Source organism: Nocardia sp. GP40, assembly GCF_050434125.1.
Classification (GTDB): domain Bacteria; phylum Actinomycetota; class Actinomycetes; order Mycobacteriales; family Mycobacteriaceae; genus Nocardia; species Nocardia albiluteola.
This window is the reverse complement of record NZ_JBNPVW010000004.1, coordinates 595580-620566: the sequence shown is the minus strand read 5'-3', so window position 1 is coordinate 620566 and position 24987 is coordinate 595580. Positions and strand designations below refer to the sequence as shown.

Sequence of the window (24987 nt, the reverse complement as noted above, 5' to 3'; positions counted from 1 at the left end):
CGACAGTGCATTCACAAATGAGGTGCCGTGTACCCACCAACGATCGCAATGGAGAAACCGGAGGACATCGCTTTCGTGATGGCCTCCTCCGGCGACACGCTGACCTATGGCGAGCTCGACCGCCGCTCCAACCAGCTCGCGCACCTGCTGCGCGGACGTGGTGTCGGCCCGGGCTGGTCACTGGTCCTGGTACTGGAGAACCGGATCGAATGGCCGATCGTGGTCGCCGCCGGCATGCGATCGGGTCTGTACGTCACCCCGCTGAACTGGCATCTCGCGGCCAGTGAGCTGGCCGTGCTACTGGCCGAGGCCGAACCTGCCGCGATCGTCACCAGCGCCGCCCTGCGCGCCACCGTGGCCGAGGCACTGGCCGGACGCGACGACGTGATCCTATTGAGCACCGATGACGACGGTGACGGCTTCGACGACCTCGCGACCGCGATCGCCGATCTGCCCGACACCCCGATCGCCGACGAATTGCTCGGTGCCCGGGTGCTCTACAGCGGCGGCACCACCGGTCGGCCGAAGGCCTTCCGCCAGCAGCTGCTGGGTGTCCACCCCGCCGAGGCCCCGGCCCGCCATGCCGGGCTGGTGTCGAAACTGGGCGTCGACTCCTCGACGGTCCTGCTGTCCCCGGCGCCGAACTATCACGCCGCGCCGTTCACGTTCCAGCTGATCACCCTCGCCCTCGGCGGCACCGTGGTCTGTATGGAGCGGTTCGACGCCGCCGAGGCGATGGCAGCGATCCGCCGCTACGGCGTGACGCATTCGCAGTGGGTGCCGACCATGCTGTTGCGGCTGCTGCGCCTCGACGATCGCGCGGACATCGAGCTCTCCCCCACCCACCGCGTCGCCTTCACCGCGGGCGCGCCCTGCCCGGTAGAGGTGAAGGAGCAGATCAACCAATGGTGGGGTCCGGTCCTGCACGAGTACTACGGTGCCTCGGAAGGGTACGGGCACACCTATATCACGCCCGAGGAGTCCGGCAGCCACCCGGGATCGGTCGGAAAACCGCTGGACGGCACCAGGGTTCACATCGCCGACGAGAACGGGGTACCGCTCCCGACAGGAACGGTCGGACGGGTCTGGTTCGAACGCGTCGACAACTCCAACTACCGCAATGACGACGACAAGTCCGGCTGGCGCAGTATGGGCGACTCGGGATACCTCGACGACGACGGTTTCCTGTATCTGGCCGGACGCGACAGCTTCATGATCATCTCGGGTGGGGTCAATATCTATCCCGAGGAGATCGAGGCCGTGCTGGTCACCCATTCCGACGTCGCCGATGCCGCCGTTTTCGGCGTCCCCGACCCGGAATTCGGCGAACAGGTCAAGGCCGTCGTGGAATTGCGGCCCGGCCGTACGGCGGGAGCCGAGATGGAACAGGCGCTCATCGAGCACTGCCGCAATCTGCTGGCCCGGTTCAAGGCGCCCAAGTCGATCGAATTCACCGACCGCCTCCCCCGCAACCCCACCGGAAAACTGAACAAGAAAGACCTGCGGGCGCGCTATCTCGCCATGCGCTGACCCGTCCTGATCCACCACGGCAACACATCTGGAGGCAATGATGCCCATCGAATTCGACATCCTGCACTCGCTGCGCGTCAAAGGCCTTGCCAGCGACCCGGTCCTGGCCGCCATGTCCGGGGTACCGGCCGAACTGCTGTCCGACCGCTTGTCCCCGCTGATCGACAGTGGGCTCGTGGTGCGCACCAACGGCCGCCTGACCGGTTCGTCGCTGACCCCCCTCGGCCGTACCGAATACGTGGAGCGGCTCGCCGCCGACCTCGACACCATTGCCGCCCAGCCTCAGCTCGCCGACTTCTATCAGACGTTTCTACCCATCAACGGGTCCTTCAAGGAGGTCTGCCACAGCTGGCAGATGCGTTCGGAGACCGAGCCCAACGACCACAGCGACCCCGACTACGACGCGAAGGTGATCGACCGGCTCGCCGCGGTCCACGGCGAACTCGACCCGAGCTTCGCCCACATCGCCCCGCTGCTGCCCCGTTACGGGCGCTACCAATCCCGCCTGGCCGCGGCCTTGGATCGGATCCGGGCCGGTGACAACGCCGCCTTCGCCCGCCCGATGTACGACAGCTACCACGACATCTGGATGGAACTGCACCAGGACCTGCTGCTGAGCCTCAATCGCGAACGCGGCGCGCACGACGAAGGCTGAATCGTGCCCGCACCACCGGCGACGAGGACACGACATGGCAGTACCCCGAAAGGAACCCGACGGGCACTGCCGGGTGCGAGTCTTCGTCGCCGATTTGCTTTTCGAGTTCCACGCGACCATGACCCAGGCCCGCAATTTCGCTGAGGCGCTGCGCAACTGACCCTCGGGACTGCACATCTCCATCGATGCGAACGTGCGGCCGGGGCTACCGCCATTACCGTGCGCACGGCTGTGGTCGATCGACGATCGACGCCAAGCACGCTGAAACGCAATAGTTCGCACGTATGGACAGACGAGAGGGGCGGCGGGCCAATTCAGCCCGCCGCCCCTCTCGTTCGTCGCCTATTTCGCGGCCATGCGGATGGCGCCGTCGAGCCGGATCACCTCACCATTGAGCATCGGGTTGTCGATGATGTGCTGAACGAGTGCGGCGAACTCGACCGGGTCGCCCAGGCGGGACGGGTGCGGAACCTGGGCTCCGAGCGATTGCCGGGCTTCTTCAGGGAGCGTCTGCAGCAGCGGGGTGTCGAAGATGCCCGGTGCGACAGCGGCGATGCGGATCTGGTGGCGAGCGAGTTCCCGGGCGATGGGCAGGGTCATGGCGACGATGCCGCCCTTGGACGCCGCGTAGGCGGGCTGGCCGATCTGCCCGTCGAACGCCGCGACAGAGGCGGTGTTGACGATAACACCGCGCTCCCCGTGGAGCGACTCGTTGGCCGCCATGCGTTCGGCGGCCAGTCGGATGACGTTGAAGGTGCCGAACAGGTTGATCCGGACGATGCGTTCGAACGACTCGAGCGGCAGCGGACCGTCCTTGCCGAGCACCTTGGCAGGTGGGCCGACACCCGCGCAGTTCACCACCGCACGCAAGGGCCCGTGGACCCGCGTGGCATCGAGCGCGGCGAGGACGTCCTCGGTGGAGGTGACATCTCCGGGGGCGAAAGTGATTCGCTCCCTGCCGATTTCGTCCTGCACCTGCTTCCCGGGCGACGAGGGCAGGTCGAGGACGACGACATGTGCCCCCGAGTCGGTGAGCGCGCGCACGGTGGCGTGGCCGAGCCCGGAGGCCCCACCGGTCACTAGCGCGACGCCGTTGTACAGCTTCACTACGGTTGACTCCTGATCGAGAGTGGTGTCTGCTCAAAGCCTTTCGATGACAGTGGCGTTGGCCATGCCGCCGCCCTCGCACATCGTCTGCAGCCCGTACCGCCCACCGGTGGACTCCAGGTGGTTGACCAGGGAGGCGAGCAGCCGACCGCCGGACGCTCCGAGCGGGTGCCCGAGGGCGATCGCCCCGCCGGCCGGGTTGAGCTTGTCCGGATCGGTTCCGAAGTGCTTCTCCCACAGCAGCGGAACCGGCGCGAACGCCTCGTTCACCTCGTAGGCGTCGATGTCGTCGATGCCGAGACCGGCGCGTCCCAGCACCTTCTCCGTCGCGGCGAGGACGCCGTCGAGCATCAGCAGCGGGTCGCTACCGGTGACCACGAACGAGTGGAACCGCGCGCGGGGCGTGAGATTCAATGCCGCGGCAGTGGTTTCGCTCATGATCAACGCGGCGGACGCGCCGTCGGTCAACGGTGAGGAATTGCCGGCCGTGATCCGCCAGTCGATCTCGGGGAACCGGACCGCGATCGCGTCGTCCCGGAACACCGGTGACAGCGTGGCCAGCCCTTCGACGGTGGTCGCGGGCCGGACGGTTTCGTCCGTGGTCATCGTGCGCCGGTTGCCGTCGCTATCGACGACCTCGACCGGCACCACCTGACGGGCGGCCTCGGCGGCGGCCACGGTCGCGGCCAGCCGATGCGAGCGGGCCGCGAACTCGTCGAGCCGCGCGCGGTCCAGCTTCCACCGCACCGCCAGCAGCTCGGCCGAGATGCCCTGGGCCACAAGTCCGTCCGGGAACCGGTGCCGCAGCGGTGCGACATTGGGGTCCTTCCCCATGACCTGGGAGAACATCGGCACCCGGCTCATGGACTCCACACCGGCCGCGATCACGACGCCGCAGGTTCCGGCCATGATCGCCTGGGCGGCGAACTGGGCCGCCTGCTGGCTCGACCCGCACTGCCGGTCCACGGTGGTCGCGGGGACGGTCTCGGGGAACCCGGCGGCCAGGACCGCGGTGCGGCCGATGTTGATCGACTGTTCACCGCCCTGACCCACGCAACCGGTGATCACGTCCTCCACGAGCGCGGGGTCGATGTCGTTGCGGGACACCAGTTCCCGTAGCACGGTCGCGAGCAGTTCGGCCGGGTGCACACCGAAGAGCGCGCCGCCGGGCTTGCCTTTACCCGAAGGTGTGCGGACCACGTCCACGATGACAGCATTGTTCATTCGGATTGCCTTCTCCTACAGCTGAATACGAGAGATGAGCCGGTCACAGCCCGAGCAGGCCGGAGACGTAGTCGGTGGCGCGGGTGGCGTCGTAGGCGCGGCCGAGCTCCATCTTCTCTGCCTCGGTCGAGCCTTCGGCGTGGGTAGCCAACACCGACTGATAGCCGCCGAAATCGCGGGCGCACACGTCGGAGATCAGGTTGATCAGCTTCAGCCGCCGCTCGGCGGGCACCGCGGCGGCGAAGTACTTCTCGAGCACCGGGCGCACCTCGGGGCTGGCCCAGTCCAATCCGCCGGGTCCGGTGGCGACCAGACCACCGGCCAGGTCGAGCACCGTGGATACGGCGGCGTGGAAGCCGTGCGCGAATTGGTATTTCGCCATGTTGACCGCCAGTCGGTCGGGCAATTGCACGCCGTTGCCGCCGGTCACCGAGCGGACCGCGGCGAGTTCGCCGAGGCCGCGGACGGTCTCGGCGTAGTTGATCAGCTCGCTGATCTTGCCGCGTACGTGCCCGGCCTTGGCGATGCCATTGGCCTCGGCCACCAGAATGGCCGCGCCGACCATGATGTCCAGCAGCGGCAGTTTGTAGTTGATCGCGGTGAAGCGGTGGTAGTCGACGAAGGCGATGGCCAGCGGCCCGGCCAGTTCCGGTTGCCGGTTGAGGAATACCCGGTCCTTGGGAACCCGCACGTTGTCGAACACGGTCAGGCTTTCCAGCATCTTGTGCCGCAGCGACACCGGGTGCTCGAATTCGTTGCGCTCACCGTGCAGGTACGGCGACACATACAACGTCAGGCCGGGGGTATCGACCGGGATGGCGAAGCTGAGGCCGTAGTCGGCGTCGGAGGGGCCCATGGCGCGCGTGGGCAGAACGATCAGCTCGTCGGCGTTGGCGCTGAAGGAGGTGTGCACCTTCGCACCCCTCACGGTGATCGAATCAGCGTCCTCGTCCACGATGCGCAGGTACAGATCCGGGTCGGACTGCCGATGCGGGGGCAGCGAACGGTCGCCCTTCACATCGGTCTGCGCCACGGCGAGCGCGGTGTCGTCGCGGCAGCACTGTTCGTAGAACGCGGTCGCGTTCTCGAGCCCCTGACCCGAGAGCGCACGCAGCAAACCGAACAGCGCGTCACTGCCGACCTCCTTGAGCACGATGGTGCCCGCACCCAGCCGCGAGGTCGATTCGATCAGCCGGGCGCGCGCCGCCAGATGCTCGGCCGTGCGCGGGACCCGGTAGAACGCGGTGTATTCACCGTCACCGTCGTCGGCGATCGCCAATTCCGGCTGCTGCCGCGAGATTTCATAGCACCAGGCAGAATGGTCGATGGCGGAACGGAATTCGCCGAACTCGGTGACGTCCTTGACCGGCTCACCCTGGTAGATCACACGCCGACCGTCCCGCAGGCCCTCGCGGTACTGCGCGGCTGTTCGTATTCCCATGCCCTTCTCCTTCTTCGAAGTTCGTCTATTCGGCGGCAGGCAGCGCCGAGCTCGCGACCGGCAAAGCGTGCTCGATGGCGCGCACCGCGCCGGTCAGGTCGGCGCCCGTGTCGCTGGTCACGCCCAGCAGCGCGCCGACGGCCACGTACTCGTCGAGCACCGTGGCGGAATCGGTTCCTGCGACCAGCTTTTCGGTATTGTCGAAGCGCCGCAGCCGCACCGTCGTCGGTGTCCGGATCAGGTCCAGGCCCATGAGCCCGCGCGGAGCCAGGGTCACATTGCGAACCCCTCTGAGGGCGGCCAGATCCAGATCGGGCACGTTGATATTGAGCAGGGTGCGCGGCGCGCTGTACTCGACCATCCATTCCACCGCCGCGGTGGCCACGGCGGCTGCGGTGTCGAATCGATGGGTCGGAGCGAACCCGCAGCTGATCGCCAACGCGCGCGCCCCGGTCGACACCGCGGTCAGCGCCGCGCCGACGGTGCTGGAGTGCAGGATCGCGCGCCCGGTGTTGTGCCCGGGGTTGATCCCGCTCACCACCAGATCCGGTGCAGGCCCGAAGGTTCCGGTGCGCAGAGCCAGTACGGCGAACGACGGGGGCGCGTCGAAACCGAGCACCCGGACGTCGTCGAGTCCGGGAAAGGCGTGTTCTTCGTAAGCGATGGTCGCGCCGTCCTCGACCGTACCCACCGACGAACCGCTGCCACTGTGGTCGGACAGCGGCCCGGCGACCTCGACCCGATGGCTCGCGGCATGCAGCGCCCGCACCAGGGTCAGTAGGCCCGGCGCGCCGATTCCGTCGTCGTTGGTCACCATGATCCGCATCCGATTGATCCCTTCTCCGGCAGCCCGCTCGGCGGTCGCCGCCGACACATGATCTCGATTGTGACTATTCATTCACAACTTTGTCTACCAGAGTTCGGCAGAACATCGGTACACTGCTTGACATCGTGACAGCAGTCACAGCAAACTGTGAATGGCAAGTCGCTAATGGATCGGTTCGCAACGCCTTGCGGCTACCGGTCAACTCGTGGAAGAAGGCTTCAAATGGCCGAGTGGCCCATCAACGACGCTGTGTCGAAGGTCTTTCCCCTGTACTCGCGGGCCAATGTCGGAGAGATCTTTCCCGATCCCATCAGCCCGCTGAACGCGTCCGCGGGATTCCAGCACAACCTCGAGCCCGGCTGGCGGGACGCCTTCGTCGCCTGCCGGGTGTGGGATCAGGACCTCTACGACGCGGCCGTCGACAAGAACATCATCCCGGCGTTCGGCAGCTACCTCTACATCAACATGTCGCTCATGCGGCTGTTCGGCGTCCGAGTTCCCGGTATGTCACCTGAGGCCGTGGACCTGCAGTACTTCGGCGACATGCCCGGCATTCCGAGCTACGAGAGCGAGCGTCGCGACTTCGACGAGAGCCCCGAGCACGAGGCCGCCGCCGGCGCCTGGCTGATGGAAGAGGTCATCGGCGCGACCGATCTCGCCGCCTTCGACGCCGACCGCCGCGAGGTACTCGACATCCGCGCGAACCGGCCCGATATGGCCACCCTGACCGATCAGCAACTGCGCGAACGCATCACGTCCTTCGACTACATCCTGCGGCGGCTGTTCCAGCACCACATCGAGGCCAGCCTGAAGTCGGGCGTCGGACTCGGCGCGATCGCCCAGATCGCCGCGGCCGTCGGGCGTCCCGAAATGGCGCTGAGCCTGGTCAGCGGCATCGGTGACGTCGACTCCACCGGACCCTCCATCCGGATGTGGACGCTCAGCCGCGCCGCGCAGGCGCCCGAGGTCGCCGCCGTCTTCGACGCCGGACTCAACGGCCTGTACGAGCGGCTGTTCGGCAGCGACGACCTGGTCGTCAAGGAGTTCACCGGGCAACTCGATACCTTCCTGCGCGACTGGGATTTCCGCGGCCCCGCCGAATGGGAGATCCGCGCCGCCACCTGGGGCGTCAAGCCCGAACTCGCGCTGGCCACCATCGATCGCATGCGCCACGTCGGCGACGACGAGGCCCCCGACGCCAAGAACGGCGTGCGCGCCGCCGAACGCGAGGCCGCGGCCGCCGCGATTCGCGAGATCATCGCCGGTGACGCCGAAACCGGTGCGCAATTCGAGGCAACCCTCAATGCCGCTGCCCTATGGCTGCGCGGCCGCGAACGCGCCCGCACTACCGCCGCCATGGTGATCCACGAAATCCGGCTCCCCGCACTGGAACTCGGCCGCCGAGGCGTCGCATCCGGTGTCCTCGACACCCCGGAGCAGATCTTCATGCTCTTCGCATGGGAGCTCGACGACTACCTCACCGATCCCGCCGCATTCACCGACACGGTCCGCGACCGCGAAGACAGCTACCTCGAACTGTTCGACTACGAACCGCCTTTCGTCGTCGCCCGTCAGGTTCCCGAGCTCGACACCTGGCAGCGCCGCTCGGCCAAGACCACCACCCTGCTGTCACCCGGCGAGACCATCACCGGCGTCTCGGGCTGCTCCGGTGTGGCCAAGGGCCGCGCCCGCGTCCTCACCTCCCCCGACGACCCGTCGGCCCTCGAACCCGGCGACATCCTCATCGCCCCGATCACCGACCCGTCCTGGACCCCGCTGTTCGTCGCCGCCTCCGCGGTCGTCGTCAATGTCGGCGCCCCCTTCTCCCACGCCGCCATCGTCAGCCGCGAACTCGGCATCCCCTGCGTCGTCTCCGCGACCGACGCCACCACCCGCATCCCCGACGGCGCCCTCATCGAAGTCGACGGCACCGCCGCCACCGTGACCATCCTCCCCGCAGAGTAATTCGGTTCCACCCCCGTCGAATCTCTGCAGTTCGCGCCGCGTCACCGGGTAGCCCCTCCAACACTCTGGTGACGCGGCGCGACCATTCACGAATCGGCCGCCGGGCGCTGCCGGGCATCGCCGTCGCTTTGGCGGTGGTGTACTTCGGGATTCGCTACGCGCAGCCGCTGTATCAGCAGCCGCCGATGCTCGTGGCCGGGTATGTCGTGCTGTTCTTCCCGCTCGCCCTCACCGCGGTCCGCGCGGCGCTGGCCCAGGTGCCGCCGGGCGTCGAGGAGGTCGCCCGATCCCTGGGCAGCCGCTGGTGGACGGTGCTCGGCCGCGTCACGCTGCCGCTCATCGCCCCCCGGGCTCGGGGCCGCCTTCGCGATGGTCGCGCTGACCGCCACCACCGAGCTGACCGCCACACTCCTGTTGCGGCCCACCGGAACCCAAACCCTGGCCACCCAATTCTGGGTTTACACCTCGGGATTGGCGTGGGGCGCGGCCGCACCGTACGCCGTGGTGATGACCGCACTCTCGATCCCGGCCGTCCTCATCGTGGCCACACGAACGTTACGCACGGCAGAAGAAGGTGCCCGATGACCGGCGTCAAGATCACCAATCTGACCGCGATCCACGGCCGGAACACCGTCCTGCACGGCGTGGACCTCGCCGTCGACGACGGCGCGCTGGCCTGCGTCCTCGGCCCGTCCGGTTGCGGCAAATCCACCCTGCTCCGCGTCATCGCCGGATTCCACCGCGCCCACAGCGGCACCGTCACCGTCGGCGGCCGCGTCCTCGACGACGGCCACACCCACGTACCCGCCGAACAACGACGCATCGGCTACGTCCCCCAGAACGGCGCGCTGTTCCCCCACCTGAGCATCGCCGCCAACATCGGCTTCGGCCTGCCCCGCGCGAAACGCCGCGCCCGCGTCACCGAAATGCTGGACCTGGTCGGCCTCAACGGATTCGGCGACCGTCACCCCCATCAGCTCTCCGGCGGGCAACAGCAACGCGTCGCCCTCGCCCGCGCCCTGGCCCCGCGCCCGGACCTGCTGCTGCTCGACGAACCATTCTCCGCGCTCGACGCCGCACTCCGCGCCGACCTGCGCACCGAGGTCGCCGACCTGCTCCACCAGGCACACGCGACGGCCATCCTCGTCACCCACGACGTCGACGAGGCACTCGCCTTCGCCGACCTCATCGCGGTCCTGCGCGACGGACGCATCGCCCAGGCCGGCGAACCCCACGAACTGTTCCACCACCCGGTCGACGCGGAGGTGGCCCGCACCCTGGGCGAGGCCAACCTGATTCCCACCGAACCGGCGACGCTGATTGCCCTCGGCCTCCCAGCGCCCACCACACCGGGCTCGTACCTCATGGTCCGACCGCAACAACTCCGCATCGGCGACGAGCCCGCAACGGCCTCGGTGCGGTGCCACATCGAACGCAGTCACTTCCGGGGGTACGACCACCGCGTCGAGCTCACCCCGGAACCCGGTGTCACCCTTCCGAATCGGCTCATCGCCTACACAGCCGCGGACTCCGCTCCCCCACCCGCAGGCACTGTCGTCGATGTCCGGGTCACCGGACAGCCACACCTGCTGGAGTCGAAGACCGGGCACTGAGCGACATCCACCCCACCGATCGTGCTGGTGTCGAGCGCGGGTAATGAGGGATCTTCGCTCGACACCAGCACGCCACCGCGTGCTCCGGCACCTTCGGCGGGTTCGTGTTGTTGTGGATGCTGTACGTGCCGCCCCACAGATTCGAACCGACACACCAGCTTTGCCCAGCACCCACCTCAGGCCACTGAGGCCCTAGGAGACGCTGACAAGGTCGTGCGATCACAGGGCTGGCAACCCAACGATCACAGTCCCATGCGTTCCACGCTGTCCGTCGGAAAGCACCTGGTAGACAAATGTTTCATTGAGTCACTGACGCTGACCGCGATGACCGTTTCGGCGTGATGCCAACAGCGATGTCATCAACCTCGACAAAAGTTGAAAGACGGTCCTGAAACCTGTTGGCCAGGACCGCCTTTCGTAGTAGCGGGGACAGGATTTGAACCTGCGACCTCTGGGTTATGAGCCAACGGGACACCGTCCCGAACGTGCGATCACATGCCACCGCCTCCCATTCGTGCAGGTAAACGGAATTTCAGTCGTCCCAGATGTCCGCCCGATCCTACTGCGGCCGATGGTTCCTATGCTGTCGTGATGCCAAATTTGATGCCAAATCCCTGACGTTTACCAGCGATTTCATCGGTGGTCGGCGACCGACGGCCACTGCGGACAGCAACGACAGCTTCTTCGACATCGCCAATCCGTGCCGGAACAACCACGACGACAAGGGCTAGCTATCCCTGCCGCGACCCGGGTACCGCCGACATGCGGCAGATGTCGGCAGCACGGGGCGATACGGCGGCGCGGTCAGTTGGTGTGAGTCAGCTGGCCGGCCACTTGCGCGGTGGTGACGCCCTGGTCCGGCAGGCAGTTGAGCGGATTTGTCACGAAGGCGATTGCGCCCTTCACCGCAGAGCCGACCGGTGTCGTGGGCTCGGTGGTGGTGAACTGCGTCGAGCCGTTGCTGACGCCGTCGACGACCTGGCCGGTCAAGTCCAGCCCGATGGGCGTGCCGATTGCGCTGAACTTGACCACGGTGGTGTTGCCGTCACTCCACTTGTTGATGGAATAGCCGTTGACGGTGTTGCTTTCACAGCTTCCGGTGCCGGTGGGGACCGGCGCACCGTCGAGCCCGGCGATGAGCTGCCCACTCGGCGGTGTATTCGGCGAGGTGCCGGTGCAATGGGAGAGGGTGCCGTCGAATGTGACCGTGAACGATCGCGAGGCGATGGTCAGGCCGGGTGAGATGTTCGCGGTCGCGTTCAGGGTGCAGGTGCCGGACTCGGAGGCGGCATTGGCGACGGTTGTCAGCGGAGGGCAGATCACCGCGCCCACGGCGGCGGTGGCGATGAGCCCGACAGACAGCATTGTCTTCATGGAGATCCTCGTGATCGTGAAAGGCGGAATGACGGATTCGAGTGAGCTGTCGGTGCCCGTCGCGGGCTTTCCGATCAGCTCATGCGGTCAGTGAACTCCATGCGACACCCGCGACCTGGATATTGAAGGAAACAACTCCAGAAACCTGAAAGCGCATTGGATTTCGGCTCGTCTTGTCTAGATTTTGATTAAGTTCCGCATGCCAGGACAGGACGATCATGGTGTCGGCCATGCCGACCGCCGGGATGGAATAAGGATGTCCGAGGGGCGAGCCGACCACACCACCGTTGACGAAGTCGACGTCATGCTGCTCGACGCACTGCATGCGAATCCCCGAGCGAGGTTCGAACGGCTCGGACCGGCGCTGGGGATTTCAGCGGTGACCGCCGTGCGCCGCTGGCAACGGCTCGCCGACTCGGGCCGGGCGTGGGTCTCCTCGGTGCCCGGCCATCATCTGGCATTGGTAGCGGCCGTGTTCGAGGTTCGCGCGCAGCCGGGCCGCGCCGTCGAGGTGGCCGACGCCTTGTGTGCGGTCCCGCAGGTCGCCAGCGTCTACGCCACCGATGGAACCTTCGATCTACACACTCTGGTCTTCGCCGACGATATGGTCAGTCTCGGCGAACTGCTCCTCGAGCGGCTTCCGGGGCTACCCGGAATCGCGATGACCCGGGCCAGCGTCGGCCTCACGTGGTACAGCGGGGTGCACTGGCAGCTCGGCGCGATGGACGCCGCGCAGAAGCAGTCGGTGACCGAGCCGGAGAACCAGGATCGGCGACGTAGCGTGCGCAACCGCACGTTCGATCCCGCCGAACGCGCGCTGTTCCTCGCGCTGCAGCGCGACGGCCGGGCTCACTACCGCAGGCTCGCTCAGGAGATCGGCGCCACGGAGAATTTGGTGCGACGCCGCCTGGATTCTATGGTCCGGCGCGGAATCCTTTCGTTCCGAACGGATTTCGCCCGCCGGGAGGGCGGCTGGGCGGCCGCCTATGTCTTCTGGCTGTCGTGCCCGCACCATCAACTCGGCGACATCGGTGACGAGATCGGCGGATGGCCGCAGATCCGCATCTGCATGTCGACAGTGGGGCCGGCGAACCTGATGGTCATGTCGCAGGTTCACCGGCTCGCCGACGTGGGCGACATCCTCGAGCGCCTGCGGTGCCTGACACCTCAGGTCTCGGTCGTCGACCAGCGACTGGTGCTGCGCGCGCACAAGTCGTGGGGGCGGCTACTCGGCCCGGATGGACGCGCCGTCGACCTGGTCCCGGTCGACCCCTGGCATCCCATGCCCGCACTGAAGGGTGACTAGCCGATCCCCGCGAGTGCTGGTCGGCCGGGCCACAGACACCGGCCGACCTAGCGACCGGCGGGGTTACGACATCGCGCGATCCGGTTCGCGCAGTGTGGAAACCAACGCGGAGATCGCCTGTTCGTACCGGCGATCTGTGAGTAGTTCGCCACCTGTGTTCGACGAACGGGAGGGATCGGTGGTGACCGCGAAAACTGTCCCGAATTCCGGCAGTACCGTCAGGTAATTACCGGCGAAGCCCACTGCGGAGTAGACATGCCCGCCGATGCCGGAACCGCCGTCATCGTGCGGTCCGTTGGCCCACCAGCAGTAGCCGTACATCCCGAAAAGCCCCGGCGGGAACGTAGTTCGCGCGATCGGTTCGGTGCTGCGGTCCAGCCATTCCCGCGATATCACCTGCACGCCGTCGTGCCGTCCATGGTCGAGGTAAAGGGCGCCGAACGAGGCGAGATCTCGTGCCGAGAGGGCGAAGGCGTAGTTGGGGTAGCGCAGATTCCCGCCGATCGGATCGTCTCGGTACTCGTAGCGGGCGTGTTCGTAGACGTCCCAGTCGCGCAGCCCGAGCGGCAAGGCGATCTCGCGGTCGAACGCCACGCCCACGCTCCGATGGGTGAGCCGTTCGTAGATATTGCCGAGAACATTGAAATCCCAGTTGTTGTAATGCCAATGCGCGCCCGGCGCATGGGATTCCCGAGGCGGCCACTCGAACCCATCGATCGGGGCGGCGAGCGGGAGGTAGACCCCCGACCGCGCGGTGAGCAGGTCCTCGATGGTCGCGCGCTTCTCGCGCTCGGTCAGCGGGGGTGTGTCATCGATTCCGATCGCGCCGATGGTCGTGTCCAGTTGGAAGACTCCACGGTCGTAGGCCCGCCCGAAAAGCGCACTGATCAACGACTTCCGGATCGAATGGATCTTGACGGGGCTACTCGTGTCGCCGATCGAGAACATCTCACGGCCACCGGAATACACGACGGCGGCGGTGATCGGCGAACCGCGGAGCGCCGCCTCGAGGTCCGCAAATCCTGCTTCCGGCTTCATGATTCCTCGGATCAGGGGCGTTCGTAGGTGCCGGTGAGCATTCCACGGGCGATCACGTGTCCGTCGATGCCGGCCATCATGTCGGCGAGCGTGGAGTTCTCGTCGAGTCCGCTCACTACGTCGAGGGCGAACAGCTGAAAGACATAGCGGTGCGCGCCGTGTCCGGGTATCGGGCGCGGTCCGGCGTACCCACGGCGTTTGAAAGCGCCGACACCGAACCGGATCGGGCTGTCATCCGAGGTCGCGGTGACCGAGTTCACACTCAGGTTCAGTGCACCCTCGGGGATTTCGGATGTTCGTGCGCTGATGCCGGTGAACAGTCCATGGACGATGGGTCGCGGGAGTGGTACGTCGGGGTCTTCGATGACGAGGACGAGTTCGGCCGCGTCGGCGGGTACGCCCGAGAATTTCAGCGGGGGCGAGATGTTCTCGCCCACACCGTTTCCGGCGAATCGCCGCGGCATCGGGCCGCCGTCGGTGAACGCGTCGCTGGAAATCGTGATCGAGTCCGGTGCCGACGCGGTCGCGGGGGTGCACCAGGCGATGCTGTCGATGCCGGCCCGGATCGGGCGGATGAGTCGGCCGATCAGGCGAAAAGCCATGATGTCGTCTCCTTGCGGGTCGAGGATGCCGTGTGGTCGATGAGTGGTGGTCATGCCGCGGATCCGCTGTCGACGGGGATGGCGCCGGAGCGGAGCACGTCGAGTAGTTCGATCGGCAGGTAGCCCTGTTCGGCCAGGCGGGCGAGAACTCCTCCGCTGGAAAGGATTTCCAGAATCAGGGGCGGCAGCGGGGCCGTGCGTCCTACGCTGCCGGTGGTGTCGTTGGAGTAGGTGCCCTGGGCGATGTCGAAGGTGCCCTGCTGGCCGTCGGCGAACAGGCCGGTGACGCCGGGCACGGCCAGTGCGGGCAGGCCGGCATTGACGGCGTTGCGGAAGAACAGCGAGTTGAAGTCCTCGGCGATGAGCGCGGCGACGCCGAGGTGGCGGAACAGCGCGGCCACCGGGCGCGAGGAGCCGACACCGAAGTTGCGTCCGGCGATGACGATGTCGCCGGGCTGCACGAGATCGGTCCAACCGGGCCGGATTTGGTAGAAGACGTGCTCGGCGGCCTCGGGGACGTCGAGTTTCATCGCGAAGGCCGGGTACATGGCGTCGGTGTCGACGGAATCGCCGAAGACCCAGACTTTTCCGGTGATGGTGGTGTTCATGCGGTGACGCTCCGGGGGTCGGTGATGTAGCCGGTGATGGCGGACGCGGCGACGGTGGCGGGTGAGGCCATGTAGATCTCGGCGTCGGTGCTGCCCATGCGGCCGGTGAAATTGCGGGTGCTCGAGGTCAGGCAGACTTCACCGGAGCCGATCACGCCCATGTGGTAGCCGAAGCAGGCCCCGCAGGTCGAATTCGTCACCACCGCACCGGCATCCGCGAGGTCCTGCAGATAGCCCAGGCGCATGGCGTCGCGGTAGACCGCCTGCGAGGCGGGGGTGACCAGCAGGCGCGTTCCCGGGGCGACGGTCTTGCCGCGCAGAATCTGCGCGGCGATGCGCAGATCCTCGAGCTGGCCGTTGGCGCAGGAACCGATGAACGCCTGGTCCACCTTGCGCGGTTCGACCTGCGAGACGGGAACACCGTTGTGGCTCACGGTTCCCGGGCGAGCGACATAGGGCTCGAGCGCGGACAGGTCGATCGTGCGCACGTCGAAATACTCGGCGTCGGTGTCGGCCTCGGCGGGCTCGAAGTCGCCCACCCCGCGCTCGGCGAGGAAGTCCGCCAACACCTGGTCCACACCGAATGTGGCGAAGTCGGCGGAGATCTCGGCGGCCTGGGTGGCGATGGTGCGCCGATCGTTGAGCGGCACCGAACTCAGGCCCGGACCGCCGAATTCGAGGTTCTGGTTGGTCGCATCACCGTAGGTGTTCGCGAGGGAAAGGAACACGTCCTTGCCGCTGATCTCCGGCGGCAGCGTTCCGGTGAGTTCGTAGCGGACGGTTGGCGCGACCTGATACCAGGTGGAGCCGGTGCACAGGATCGAATACACCTCGGCGGGGCCCATACCACGGGCCGCGGTGTTGTAGGCGCCACCCGCGCAGGTGTGGGAATCGGTGCAGGCCAGTACATCTCCGGGCCGCGCGAGGCCGTTCTCCGCGATCACCTGGTGGCATATGCCGTGGCGGCCGACATCGAAGAACTTCTCGATCCCGAAGTCGGACACGAACTTCCGGGCCTTCGGACCGCCCTCGGCGTCCTTGAGCGAGGGCGCGGGGACCGCATGGTCCATGATGACGGCGACCTTGTCCGGGTCGTGGATGCGGCTCGGCGGAATCCACAGCGTGGCGAACTGCAGGTCGATCATGACGCACATGTCGACCTCGACGGTGACGATGTCACCGGGTTTCACCCGTTCGACACCGGCTTTGCGGGCAAGCAGGTTCTCGATCATGGTCATGCCCATGGGTTTTCAGGCTCCTTCGGTACGGTAGCGCTCGCCGAGCGCCGACCATTCGGCCAGGCCCACGAGGTTGAAGAATTCGGCCGGCTTGGACGGCAGCAGTGGCGCCGGGTCGCGCCCGGCCAGCTCGGCGAGGCTGGTGAGCATGGCGTAAGCAGCCGCGCCCAGCGGCAGCGAGGGCTGGATGGCGATGGAGTAGCCCAGCTCCCGCAACCGGGTCGTGGACTCCAGGGGAGTCAGCCCGCCGATGACGAGATTGATCAGCAAGGGCGCCTTGACTTCCCGGGCGATGCGTTCGATCTCCTCGGTCCCCTGCGGGGCCTCGACGAAGATCACGTCCGCACCGGCCAGGGCGTAGGCATTGGCGCGTTCGATGGCGGCGTCGATGCCGAGCGGGCCGCGCGCGTCGGTGCGGGCGATGATCACCGTGTCTTCGTCGGTGCGCGCGTGCAGGGCCGCGGTGAGCTTGGTGACGAACTCCTCGGCGCCTATGAGCTCCTTGTCGGGCAGGTGACCGCACTTCTTGGGAAAGGCCTGGTCCTCCAGCTGAATCGCCGCCACTCCCGCAGCCTCGTACTCCCGTACGGTGCGGATCACGTTCAGCGGCGCGCCGTAACCGGTATCGGCGTCGGCGATCAGCGGGATGTCGCCCAGAACGCCGACCAGCATCCGGGCCCTTTCGACCATCTCGGTCTGGGTGAGCAACCCGATATCGGGCAGCCCGAAGCCCGAGGCGGCCACACCCGCGCCGGTCATGTAGGCGGCGCTGAACTCCAGCCGCCGTACCAGCGAGGCGGACAGGCCGTCGAAGACTCCCGGTGCGACCACCACGTCTCGGCGGCTGAGCGCCGCCCGGAGTGCGACGCGGGCGTCATGTGCTGTCATCGATTGCGCTCCACTTCGTCCAAGGCCCCCGACACCGGGGCCGCGAGCAGTTCGGTCAGTTCGCCCAGATCGGCGACGTGCTCGAGGCCGAGCACGGTCTGCTGGATGGCGTCCAGGCGAGAGGTCTGCATCAGCGGTCCGACCAGGGACCGGTATTTGGCGACGATGTCGTCGTTGGTGACCGGATCGCTGGGCCCGCCGTGCGGCTGCACGATCCGCTTGCTCAATACGGTGCCGTCGTCGAGGGTGACGGTCAGCTCGGTGGCGAACCGTTCCTGAACGGGTCCGTTCTGGATGGCCTCGTCGAGTTTCACCTCGACCTTGCCGATCAGGTCCCACACGTCGTCGGCGTCGAGACGAGCCTCGGTGAACTGAGGTGGCAGCACCTGCCCATCGAGGAAGGCCACCGCCGCGGCGTAGCCCAGATTCATCTGAGCGCCGATGCTGGTGAGCGGCCGCTGCGGTTCCCACCAGCCGTGGTGGTAGACGGTGTGGCCGACACGGATCTGGATATGGGAGATCCGGCTCGGATCCAGGTCGTGTTCGGCGCGCAGTTCCAGTGCGGCCTGGATGGTGCCGTGCAGACCGCCTTGGGCCGCATAGGATTTGACCATGATGAAGTCGGTGTGCCAGCCCTCGCCGAGGCCCGCGATCACCTGCGCGGGATCGGGATCGTGGCCCTCGCCGAACACCGACAGGAACCCGCCGTACGGCCGGTCGAACACCTGCTTGATGCCGGTGTAGCCTTCGGCCGCCAAACCCGCCGCGTAGTAACCGTTTCGGGCGGCGAAACCGTGTTGCATGCGCTTGGACATGGCCTCGTACTGCGCCGCCATCAGGCCGCCGGACTGCGTCCCGGCCATGCCGAGCGCATCCTCCAGCTGCCCCGCATTCAGGTTCCGCAACTTTCCAGCGACCATGGCCGCGGTGTGGGTGCCGAACACCGGGCCGCTGTGCCAGCCCCGCGATAGCATCTGTGACCCGTGCAGCGCCAAACCGACTCGCGGTCCGACCTCGAAGCCCGCGACGGCCGCGGTCAACGCCTGGATGCCGGACGCGCCGCCGATGTGCTGCGCGGTCGCCAGCAGCGTCGGCACGATCAGCGAATTACTGTGCAGCGGCGCCAGCGGATGGAAGTCGTCGATCTCGAAGCCTTGGATGAAGGTGCTGTTGATCAGCACCGACGCCGGACCGGAGGTGGTGGCGCCGGTACCGATCACGACAGCGTCGCCCGATCCCTCCAATGCGAGGACCGCCTTCGTCGCCACCCGCGACCACGGCAGTTGCGCACCGACCAGACCAGCCGCGACACCATCGAGGAGAAGGTGCTTGGCGCGCAATCGGATCGGCTCGGGAATCGCATCGAGGGTCAGCTGTGCGACCCACTGTGCCAGCGGAACGGTCACCCCAGGACTAGTCGATTCGCTCATGCCCTCAGTTAACGACGTGCAATCCACGCGTTCGCGAAATCGCTGGAAAGTCCCACTGATTTCCAGCCGTGAGCCTGATATCACCATCTCGACGCGCCTCGATGAGGGAACTCTGTACATTGCGCGGCATTGATGCAGTGAAGCCATCGGGCGTGAACAGGCTGGCCGTCTCGATACCGGAAATGACGACGCCCCCCGGCCTGTAGGCCGAGGGCTGATTGAGTGAACAGTGCTGGGTGAACGTTGCTCCTCTCGGGAAGATGGTCGCGATACCTCTTCAGTCAGGGTGTCGAAACATCCTTCTCTGCGAATCTGTAGGAAATTGGGACAACGGACGGCCCCGAGGACAGGTATGCGCAACTTCTATCCAGGCAATGCACGTAATCGGCACCTCGCCCCGGAAACGGGCAGGTGGACCTGCTCGCGGCATCCTGGGCCGCCGAGGGAGGCGACACTGTGACCGCCAATCGCCCGCCACTGCGAGCCGTCGACGAAGTCGACGTGACGCTGTTGGACGCGCTGCATGCCAATCCACGAGTGAGCTTCGAGAAGCTCGGCCCCATCCTCGGCATCTCCGCCGCGACCGCCGCCCGACGTTGGCAGCGCCTGGTCGAATCGGGCCGCGCCTGGGTGTCGTCGGTTCCGGGACCGAGTCTCGCCCTGGTGGGCGCGGTGTTCGAGGTCCGTGCGGCGCCCGGTCATATCCTCGAGGTGGCGCAGGAACTGTCCGCCGTCCCCCAGGCGGTCAGCGTCTACGCCACCAGCGGTTCCTCGGACCTGACGGTGATCGTCATCGCCGCCGACATGAGCACACTCAGTTCCCTACTACTGCAACGGCTTCCGAATGTCGCGGGGATAGCCTCCGCCACCTCCCACATAGGGATCGAATGGTACAGCGGGGTGCACTGGCGACTGGGCGCGATCGACACCAGCCAGACGCGCTCCGTCACAGCGGAATCCGACTCCGAGGGCCGGGCCACGCCCCGGGTGCGGACCTTCGTTCCCGCCGACAGGCAACTGTTTCTCGCACTGCAACGCGATGGACGCGCCCGCTACCGCGACCTGGCCCGCGAGCTGGGTAGCTCCGAGTACCTGGTGCGACGGCAGCTCGACACACTCGTCCGGCGTGGAATGCTCGGGTTCCGTACCGATTTCACCCGCGTCGAGGTCGGATGGCCGGTGGAGTTCGTCCTCTGGCTGTCGGTCCCCCACCACAGACTCGAGGAAATCGGCGGCGAAATAGCCTCCTGGCCGGTGACCCGAATCTGCCTGTCCACCACCGGGGTAGCAAACCTCATGGTGATGGCCCAGGTGCACAAGGTCGGCGCCATCGCCGACGCACTCGAACGGGTCCGAACGAACCTGCCCGACGCCGAGGTGGTTGAACACCGACTGGTGCTGCGCCCGATCAAATCCTGGGGCAGGCTGCTGGACGCCGACGGACGCGCGGCAGGTCTCATACCGGTCGACCCATGGGCAACCGCGGACAGCGGTGGCAAATGACAGCCGCCAAACGGCCGTTCCATCCGTCACCGACACCCATAAGCCCGAGCTGATCTCGAGGCCTTGATCTTTCAGCCCGGCGACAGACCCGCCGACGAGGTCGTGCGATCGCATGGCCGACGACCCAACGATCACAGTCCCATGCGTCCAGCCTTGTCCGCTGGAAAGCAACTGGTGGACATATATTTCACTGAGTTTCAGACGCTGACCGACCTGACCGTTTCGGCGTGATGCCAACGGCGATGTCATCAACCTCGACAAAAGTTGAAAGGCGGTCCTGAAACCTGTTGGCCAGGACCGCCTTTCGCACTAGCGGGGACAGGATTTGAACCTGCGACCTCTGGGTTATGAGCCCAGCAATCGCAGCGGCAACCGACGACTTAAGTTTCGGGAGAGGCTTCGCCCGCGCTGCCGCGACCCGTGACCTCCGGGACGGAAGCTCGTGTCTGACAGCACATTCCGCATCACGGCTGATGTCAGTTGAATGCTGACCTCGATCATCTCGTTCACATGTCCAGACCGGCGCCATGCAATACGAACCCAACAGACTGAATTTTTATGCCCTGGAGGAGTAGGGGGACCGACCTCGTCACAGGCTTCGGATCGACAGGAAGAAAGTCCAGGCCAGAAGGCTGAGCGCGGATCCGGTCGACCGCTAAACGATCAAGGTATTGACGGCGTCAGTAGCAAAGGGGATAGATCAAGGTCTGCGGATACGCAAAAACAGGCTATACCCAGGTGTTATAGCCAAATGAAATAGTGGAGCTAAGGGGACTCGAACCCCTGACCCCCACACTGCCAGTGTGGTGCGCTACCAGCTGCGCCATAGCCCCGTGGTGCTTGCCGGGGGTTTCCCCGTCGGCTTGAACGAAGTTACACCACTGTTGGTTTTGGTACCAAATCGCCTGGATAACGGGGTGGTGGAACAGAAGTTCGACAGGTAGTCTCGAACACATGTTCGATAGCAGAGAGCTTCAGGCGATGAGTGATGAGGGGCTGATCGATGCGCTGCAGCGGGCACACGGGGCGGCGGCGTTCGCGCAGGCGGCCGAGGTGCTGGCCGCCCGGGAGCTGTATCGGCGGCGGGAGGCTTCCGGGGGTGAGCCTGCCGGGGAGTTCGCGGTCGCGGAGGCGGCGGTGGCGGTACAGATCACCGAGGGGGTCGCGGCGGCGTTGATCGATATCGGGCTCGGGCTGGATCGGTTGCCGCGCACCCGGGAGGCCTTCGGTTCGGGGCGGATCGACCTGGCGCGGGCCCAGGTCATCGCCGAGAGCATCCGCGACCTGCCGGAGGAGATGCTCGCCGAGGTGGAGAAGACGCTGATCGAGGCCGCCGCCCGGACGAATCCGGCGCGCCTGCGTCAGACGGCGCGGCGCTGGGTGGCCAAGCTCGATCCCGGCGGCGAGCGGAACCGTCGCGAGCGCCGCGAGGGCGACCGCGATGTGCGAATCAAGGCGGTGCAGGACGGGATGGCGGTCTTCGACGGCCTGTTGCCTGCGCCGGGAGCCCAGACGGTTGCCATGCGGTTGCGCGAGATGGCGCTGGAGGTCTGCGGCCTCGATCCGCGCACAATGCCACAGCGGCGTGCCGATGCCCTCGTGGCGCTCGCCGACGGCTCGCGGCGGCTGCGTTGCGGCTGCGGCCGCGAAACCGGCTGTCCCGCACCGCGCGCCGAGGCGCCCCGGCGGCCGCTGATCCAGATCGGCGTACCGGTGGGCACCCTGCTGGGCGAACTGGATGCCCCGGCCCACCTGGCCGGGTACGGGCCCATCGACGCCGAATCGGTCCGCCGGATCGCCGAACACGCACAGTTCGAACTGATTCCCGAGCGCACCGAGGATCCGACCAGCACGCAGGAGGCGATGGCAGCCGAACCCGCACCATGGCAGGAGCGGGAGATTCGCGCCCTGGACGCGCTGTGCCGGTTTCCGGGGTGCACCATGCCCGCGGCCGAATCGCTGTTGGACCACGCCGATCCGTTCGATCCGGCGCATCCGGGCCGCGGCGGTGGCACACTGATGGCGAATCTAGCGGTGCTGTGTGCACGCCACTATCGGCTGAAATCCTTGTCGGACAGGGCACAGCGGGCATGGCGAGTGCACCGGTCCGACGCCGACACGCTGCGTTGGACCAGTCCCACCGGCGGCGAACACACATCGGCCCGGGAGGGCGCTCGATATCTGTTCCCGCACAGCGATATCGAGGAGCCCGATGTCCTATGGCCCAATCCCGCAACGACTCCGGCTGCCCCGTGCCCGTCCACCATCGATCTCACCTATCCGATCGACCACGGCGCCTTCGTCCGTCCCGGCCTGCGCCCCGCGGCCCCCGAGGACGACTATTCCGGGCGCTACACCGTCGACAACCCGAGCCGCTGAGGGGAATTCATTCATGGTCCTGCTGCAACCGGATATCGACCGCACGCCCGGCCCTCGCCTCTATGCCCGTCACACCGGGCCGACCCAGCCACTGTCGTTCCGGCAGAACGAGATCCGGATCACGAGGGCAACGAGCACAATGGAGCACGCCGACCGTCCGCCCGCACCGACCGTCATCGACGTCGCCGTCGAACGCGACCGCATCGCGGCCCTCGAAAGGCTCCATCGGCGGCTCGAGGTCGAACTCGACCGGACCCCACCGGGATTCGAGTACGCGGCCATGGCCGGGCAGCTGCGCGAGACCATCAACGCGATCGCCGATGCGCGCAACCGCATCTACGAGGCCCTGATCGACGAGGAACCCTGAGGGGACAAAGAGACCGCGCCCGCGATATGCGGCCGCGACGTAAAGCACCGCGGCCATGGATGCCCGCGGACCGTCGCCCGGACAGCTGGGGATGCCGTCCGGGCGACCAGCCCCGCATGGGCGCGGCCGGTGAGGCCGCTGCATACTTCGCGCTATCGTGCGAATGCAGAGGCACGCCGGATAGGCGCTGTCAGCGGAGCTGTCCATCGACCGCGCACGGCCGGAGCGCATGCAGAGCTACGCCGCATGAGCGCTACTGGCGAAGCCGCCCACCGACCACGCAAAGCCGGAGCGTAAGCAGAGGTACGCATGCTGGGCGCTGCCGACGAAGCCGTGCACGAACCGCGCACGGCCGCAGCGAATGCGGAGGTACGCCAGCAGGCGCTACCGGCGAAGCGGCCGCAGACCACGGACGGCCGGAGCGCATGCAGAGCTACGCCGCATGAGCGCTACTGGCGAAGCCGCCCGCAGACGGCGCACAGCCGCAGCGCATTGCAGAGGTACGCATGCTGGTCGCTGTCGGCAAAGCCGTGCGCGAACCGCGCACGTCCGGAGCAAATGCGGAGGTTACGCCAGCAAGCGCTGCCAGCGAAACCATTCACAGACCGCGCACGGCCGGAGCGAATGGAGGTACGCCTACCCCGCGAGCTTGGTTACCCAGTTCTGATTGTTCACGTCCACGTTCTTGCCCCCGTCGAGCACGGTCGGCGTCTCAACCTGGCCGACGGCCGTCTTCAGCCCGGCCAGCGCGGCCTGCGCGTGATCGCGGGCCTCGTCGACCCGATCCCCCTTTGCGATGCACTGCTGCACATCGGCGGATACACCGGCATCCTTGGCGATCGCGGCCAGCTCGTCGTTGCTGAGGCTGCCGCCGTTCTCCTCGCTGGGCTGCTTGGTGGTGAACAGCGCCAGGTGGAACTTCGAGAACGCCGGGCCGTCACCGTCGGCGGCGACGCAGTCGATGGCGGCGATGGCGCGCGTGGAGTAGTCCTTGGTGCCCGACTTCGGGTCCAGGAAGTTCACCATCCGGTACCGCACCGCGAGCTTGCCGGCGTCGACCTCCTTGGAGATCTGCTGCCCGTAATAGTGTTCGAGCGATCCGCACGCCGGGCACATCGGATCCTCGTACACATCGATCGTCTTGGCCGCGTTCGGCTTTCCGAGCACGATCGCGCCGTCGGAATCCAGCAGCGCACTCACGGCCGGATCGTGCGCCGCGCCGTACCCGTCGTCCTGGACCTTCAGCGCACCGCCACTGTTCGAGTGCACGAGGTACACCACGATCAGCACGATCACCACTAGCGCAACCCCACCCAGCAGGAAGGTGGTGCGGCTGGACATCGGTCGCGGCTGATACTTCGATCCGGAGGAGTTCACGGCCAACACTCTGCCAAAGCCCGATGGGCCACGGGAACCCGCCGTGCCCACCGGACTCGCTCGGCATCCGACGTAGGAATCAGGGAATCGGGATCACGCTGCCGCTCGCGGCACTGATCGTCGCCAAACCGAGCACCGCCCGGGCGACGGCGAAGCAGACCCCGTCCAACAGCGGTTCTGGAAGGTTTGCGGGACCATCGCACCGACGCCCGTGGTCGGAGTGTGGCAGGCCTGCAGAAACTGCGGCAGTGTCAACTGCGAAGAAGACGGGCGAGCGCCCGTATCAGCCTGCGCGTTGCCGGTGGCCGCGCACAGCACTCCGGTCGAAATCATCAGTGATACAAGCATCTTGCGTCGTTGCATGGCGGCCGGACTAGGTGGCTGGTGTCGAACGGGCATCTGACGGCCGGTGCGGTGGTGTTGGTCGGTGAGGTCTGGCTGGCGCGGCCTGCCGGCGGTGTTGATTACTGGGGTGTTTCCGGTTGTGCCCGTGATGATTTGGCCTGAGGGCGCCGG

At 66.7% G+C, this 24987-nt stretch carries 22 protein-coding genes, 2 tRNA genes and 2 pseudogenes; 11 read left to right on the top strand and 15 right to left on the bottom strand.

Annotated elements, in window-relative coordinates; all coding sequences use genetic code 11:
* Positions 1-27: 27 nt before the first annotated feature.
* The 3 genes from ABH933_RS16010 to ABH933_RS16000 are packed head-to-tail and all read left to right on the top strand — an operon-like array spanning position 28 to position 2345.
* Entirely contained in the window at positions 28-1530 is a 1503-nt protein-coding gene (locus tag ABH933_RS16010) for an AMP-binding protein (protein WP_429427938.1), read from the top strand.
* A 40-nt stretch (positions 1531-1570) separates the two neighbouring features.
* Positions 1571-2185, top strand: coding sequence for a MarR family transcriptional regulator (locus ABH933_RS16005; protein ID WP_429427936.1), 615 nt, complete (start codon positions 1571-1573; stop codon positions 2183-2185).
* Positions 2186-2219: 34 nt separating this feature from the next.
* Positions 2220-2345 (top strand): hypothetical protein, encoded by a 126-nt coding sequence (locus tag ABH933_RS16000; RefSeq protein ID WP_429427934.1) that lies wholly within the window; start codon positions 2220-2222, stop codon positions 2343-2345.
* A gap of 182 nt (positions 2346-2527) precedes the next feature.
* Here ABH933_RS16000 and ABH933_RS15995 read toward each other — a convergent pair whose 3' ends face one another.
* From ABH933_RS15995 to ABH933_RS15980, 4 genes are read right to left on the bottom strand one after another with little or no spacing between them, the layout of a single operon-like run.
* Complete coding sequence (locus tag ABH933_RS15995; protein ID WP_429427932.1) at positions 2528-3292, bottom strand: 3-hydroxyacyl-CoA dehydrogenase; 765 nt, start codon at positions 3290-3292, stop codon at positions 2528-2530.
* 33 nt (positions 3293-3325) lie between these two features.
* A complete protein-coding gene (locus ABH933_RS15990; protein ID WP_429427930.1) occupies positions 3326-4516 on the bottom strand; it encodes a thiolase family protein in 1191 nt (396 codons plus the stop codon).
* Positions 4517-4559: 43 nt separating this feature from the next.
* Entirely contained in the window at positions 4560-5957 is a 1398-nt protein-coding gene (locus ABH933_RS15985) for a 4-hydroxyphenylacetate 3-hydroxylase N-terminal domain-containing protein (protein WP_429427928.1), read from the bottom strand.
* A 25-nt stretch (positions 5958-5982) separates the two neighbouring features.
* Positions 5983-6783 (bottom strand): 5'/3'-nucleotidase SurE, encoded by an 801-nt coding sequence (locus ABH933_RS15980; RefSeq protein WP_429427926.1) that lies wholly within the window; start codon positions 6781-6783, stop codon positions 5983-5985.
* Between the two features lie 222 nt (positions 6784-7005).
* Here ABH933_RS15980 and ABH933_RS15975 point away from each other — a divergent pair, with 222 nt between their 5' ends.
* From ABH933_RS15975 to ABH933_RS15965, 3 genes and pseudogenes are all read left to right on the top strand, one after another.
* Positions 7006-8748, top strand: a complete 1743-nt coding sequence (locus tag ABH933_RS15975; RefSeq protein ID WP_429427924.1) for a PEP-utilizing enzyme — start codon at positions 7006-7008, stop codon at positions 8746-8748.
* A 68-nt stretch (positions 8749-8816) separates the two neighbouring features.
* Positions 8817-9035 (top strand): annotated as a pseudogene (locus tag ABH933_RS15970) (hypothetical protein); the annotation flags it as partial.
* 294 nt (positions 9036-9329) lie between these two features.
* Positions 9330-10361, top strand: a complete 1032-nt coding sequence (locus ABH933_RS15965) for an ABC transporter ATP-binding protein (protein WP_429428114.1) — start codon at positions 9330-9332, stop codon at positions 10359-10361.
* Between the two features lie 804 nt (positions 10362-11165).
* Here ABH933_RS15965 and ABH933_RS15960 read toward each other — a convergent pair.
* Together ABH933_RS15960 and ABH933_RS15955 are read right to left on the bottom strand one after the other, a co-directional pair.
* Positions 11166-11735 carry a hypothetical protein gene (locus tag ABH933_RS15960; RefSeq protein WP_429427922.1) on the bottom strand — a complete coding sequence of 190 codons (570 nt, stop codon included), beginning with the start codon at positions 11733-11735 and terminating at the stop codon, positions 11166-11168.
* Positions 11736-11814: 79 nt separating this feature from the next.
* Positions 11815-12060 carry a hypothetical protein gene (locus tag ABH933_RS15955; protein ID WP_429428125.1) on the bottom strand — a complete coding sequence of 82 codons (246 nt, stop codon included), beginning with the start codon at positions 12058-12060 and terminating at the stop codon, positions 11815-11817.
* Here ABH933_RS15955 and ABH933_RS15950 point away from each other — a divergent pair.
* Both ABH933_RS15950 and ABH933_RS15945 read left to right on the top strand, forming a co-directional pair.
* A pseudogene (locus tag ABH933_RS15950) lies at positions 12040-12087 on the top strand (hypothetical protein); the annotation flags it as partial. The gene ABH933_RS15955 and the pseudogene ABH933_RS15950 sit on opposite strands and share 21 nt — an antisense overlap.
* 27 nt (positions 12088-12114) lie before the next feature.
* Positions 12115-13041, top strand: a complete 927-nt coding sequence (locus ABH933_RS15945) for an Lrp/AsnC ligand binding domain-containing protein (RefSeq protein ID WP_429428112.1) — start codon at positions 12115-12117, stop codon at positions 13039-13041.
* A 63-nt stretch (positions 13042-13104) separates the two neighbouring features.
* On the opposite strand, the gene ABH933_RS15940 is transcribed toward ABH933_RS15945, so the two are convergent.
* Genes ABH933_RS15940 through ABH933_RS15915 form a run of 6 tightly spaced genes read right to left on the bottom strand, consistent with a single transcriptional unit; the run spans position 13105 to position 18845 of the window.
* The gene (locus tag ABH933_RS15940) at positions 13105-14079 is read right to left on the bottom strand and encodes a serine hydrolase domain-containing protein (protein ID WP_429427920.1); all 975 of its coding nucleotides are present in this window, start codon (positions 14077-14079) and stop codon (positions 13105-13107) included.
* An 11-nt stretch (positions 14080-14090) separates the two neighbouring features.
* Positions 14091-14735: a YbhB/YbcL family Raf kinase inhibitor-like protein gene (locus ABH933_RS15935; protein ID WP_429427918.1), complete on the bottom strand. Its 645-nt coding sequence runs from the start codon at positions 14733-14735 to the stop codon at positions 14091-14093.
* Positions 14732-15277, bottom strand: coding sequence for a 3-isopropylmalate dehydratase (locus ABH933_RS15930; protein ID WP_429428110.1), 546 nt, complete (start codon positions 15275-15277; stop codon positions 14732-14734). Before ABH933_RS15930 ends, ABH933_RS15935 begins: the two co-directional genes overlap by 4 nt.
* An 8-nt stretch (positions 15278-15285) precedes the next feature.
* Positions 15286-16533 carry a 3-isopropylmalate dehydratase large subunit gene (locus ABH933_RS15925; protein WP_429427916.1) on the bottom strand — a complete coding sequence of 416 codons (1248 nt, stop codon included), beginning with the start codon at positions 16531-16533 and terminating at the stop codon, positions 15286-15288.
* Between the two features lie 6 nt (positions 16534-16539).
* The gene (locus ABH933_RS15920; protein ID WP_429427914.1) at positions 16540-17415 is read right to left on the bottom strand and encodes an isocitrate lyase/PEP mutase family protein; all 876 of its coding nucleotides are present in this window, start codon (positions 17413-17415) and stop codon (positions 16540-16542) included.
* A complete protein-coding gene (locus tag ABH933_RS15915) occupies positions 17412-18845 on the bottom strand; it encodes an MmgE/PrpD family protein (RefSeq protein ID WP_429427912.1) in 1434 nt (477 codons plus the stop codon). Before ABH933_RS15915 ends, ABH933_RS15920 begins: the two co-directional genes overlap by 4 nt.
* Before the next feature lie 456 nt (positions 18846-19301).
* Between ABH933_RS15915 and ABH933_RS15910 the strand changes: the two genes are divergently transcribed.
* The gene (locus ABH933_RS15910; RefSeq protein ID WP_429427910.1) at positions 19302-20348 is read left to right on the top strand and encodes an Lrp/AsnC family transcriptional regulator; all 1047 of its coding nucleotides are present in this window, start codon (positions 19302-19304) and stop codon (positions 20346-20348) included.
* A 310-nt stretch (positions 20349-20658) separates the two neighbouring features.
* Here ABH933_RS15910 and ABH933_RS15905 read toward each other — a convergent pair.
* Positions 20659-20756: transfer RNA gene (locus tag ABH933_RS15905), tRNA-OTHER, on the bottom strand.
* 352 nt (positions 20757-21108) lie between these two features.
* Positions 21109-21181, bottom strand: a tRNA-Ala gene (locus tag ABH933_RS15900).
* Between the two features lie 121 nt (positions 21182-21302).
* On the opposite strand from ABH933_RS15900, the gene ABH933_RS15895 reads away from it, so the two are divergent.
* Positions 21303-22727 (top strand): DUF222 domain-containing protein, encoded by a 1425-nt coding sequence (locus tag ABH933_RS15895; RefSeq protein ID WP_429427908.1) that lies wholly within the window; start codon positions 21303-21305, stop codon positions 22725-22727.
* Positions 22728-22740: 13 nt separating this feature from the next.
* Positions 22741-23094 carry a hypothetical protein gene (locus ABH933_RS15890; RefSeq protein WP_429427906.1) on the top strand — a complete coding sequence of 118 codons (354 nt, stop codon included), beginning with the start codon at positions 22741-22743 and terminating at the stop codon, positions 23092-23094.
* Between the two features lie 636 nt (positions 23095-23730).
* Here ABH933_RS15890 and ABH933_RS15885 read toward each other — a convergent pair.
* Entirely contained in the window at positions 23731-24471 is a 741-nt protein-coding gene (locus ABH933_RS15885; protein WP_429427904.1) for a DsbA family protein, read from the bottom strand.
* Between the last annotated feature and the right edge of the window lie 516 nt (positions 24472-24987).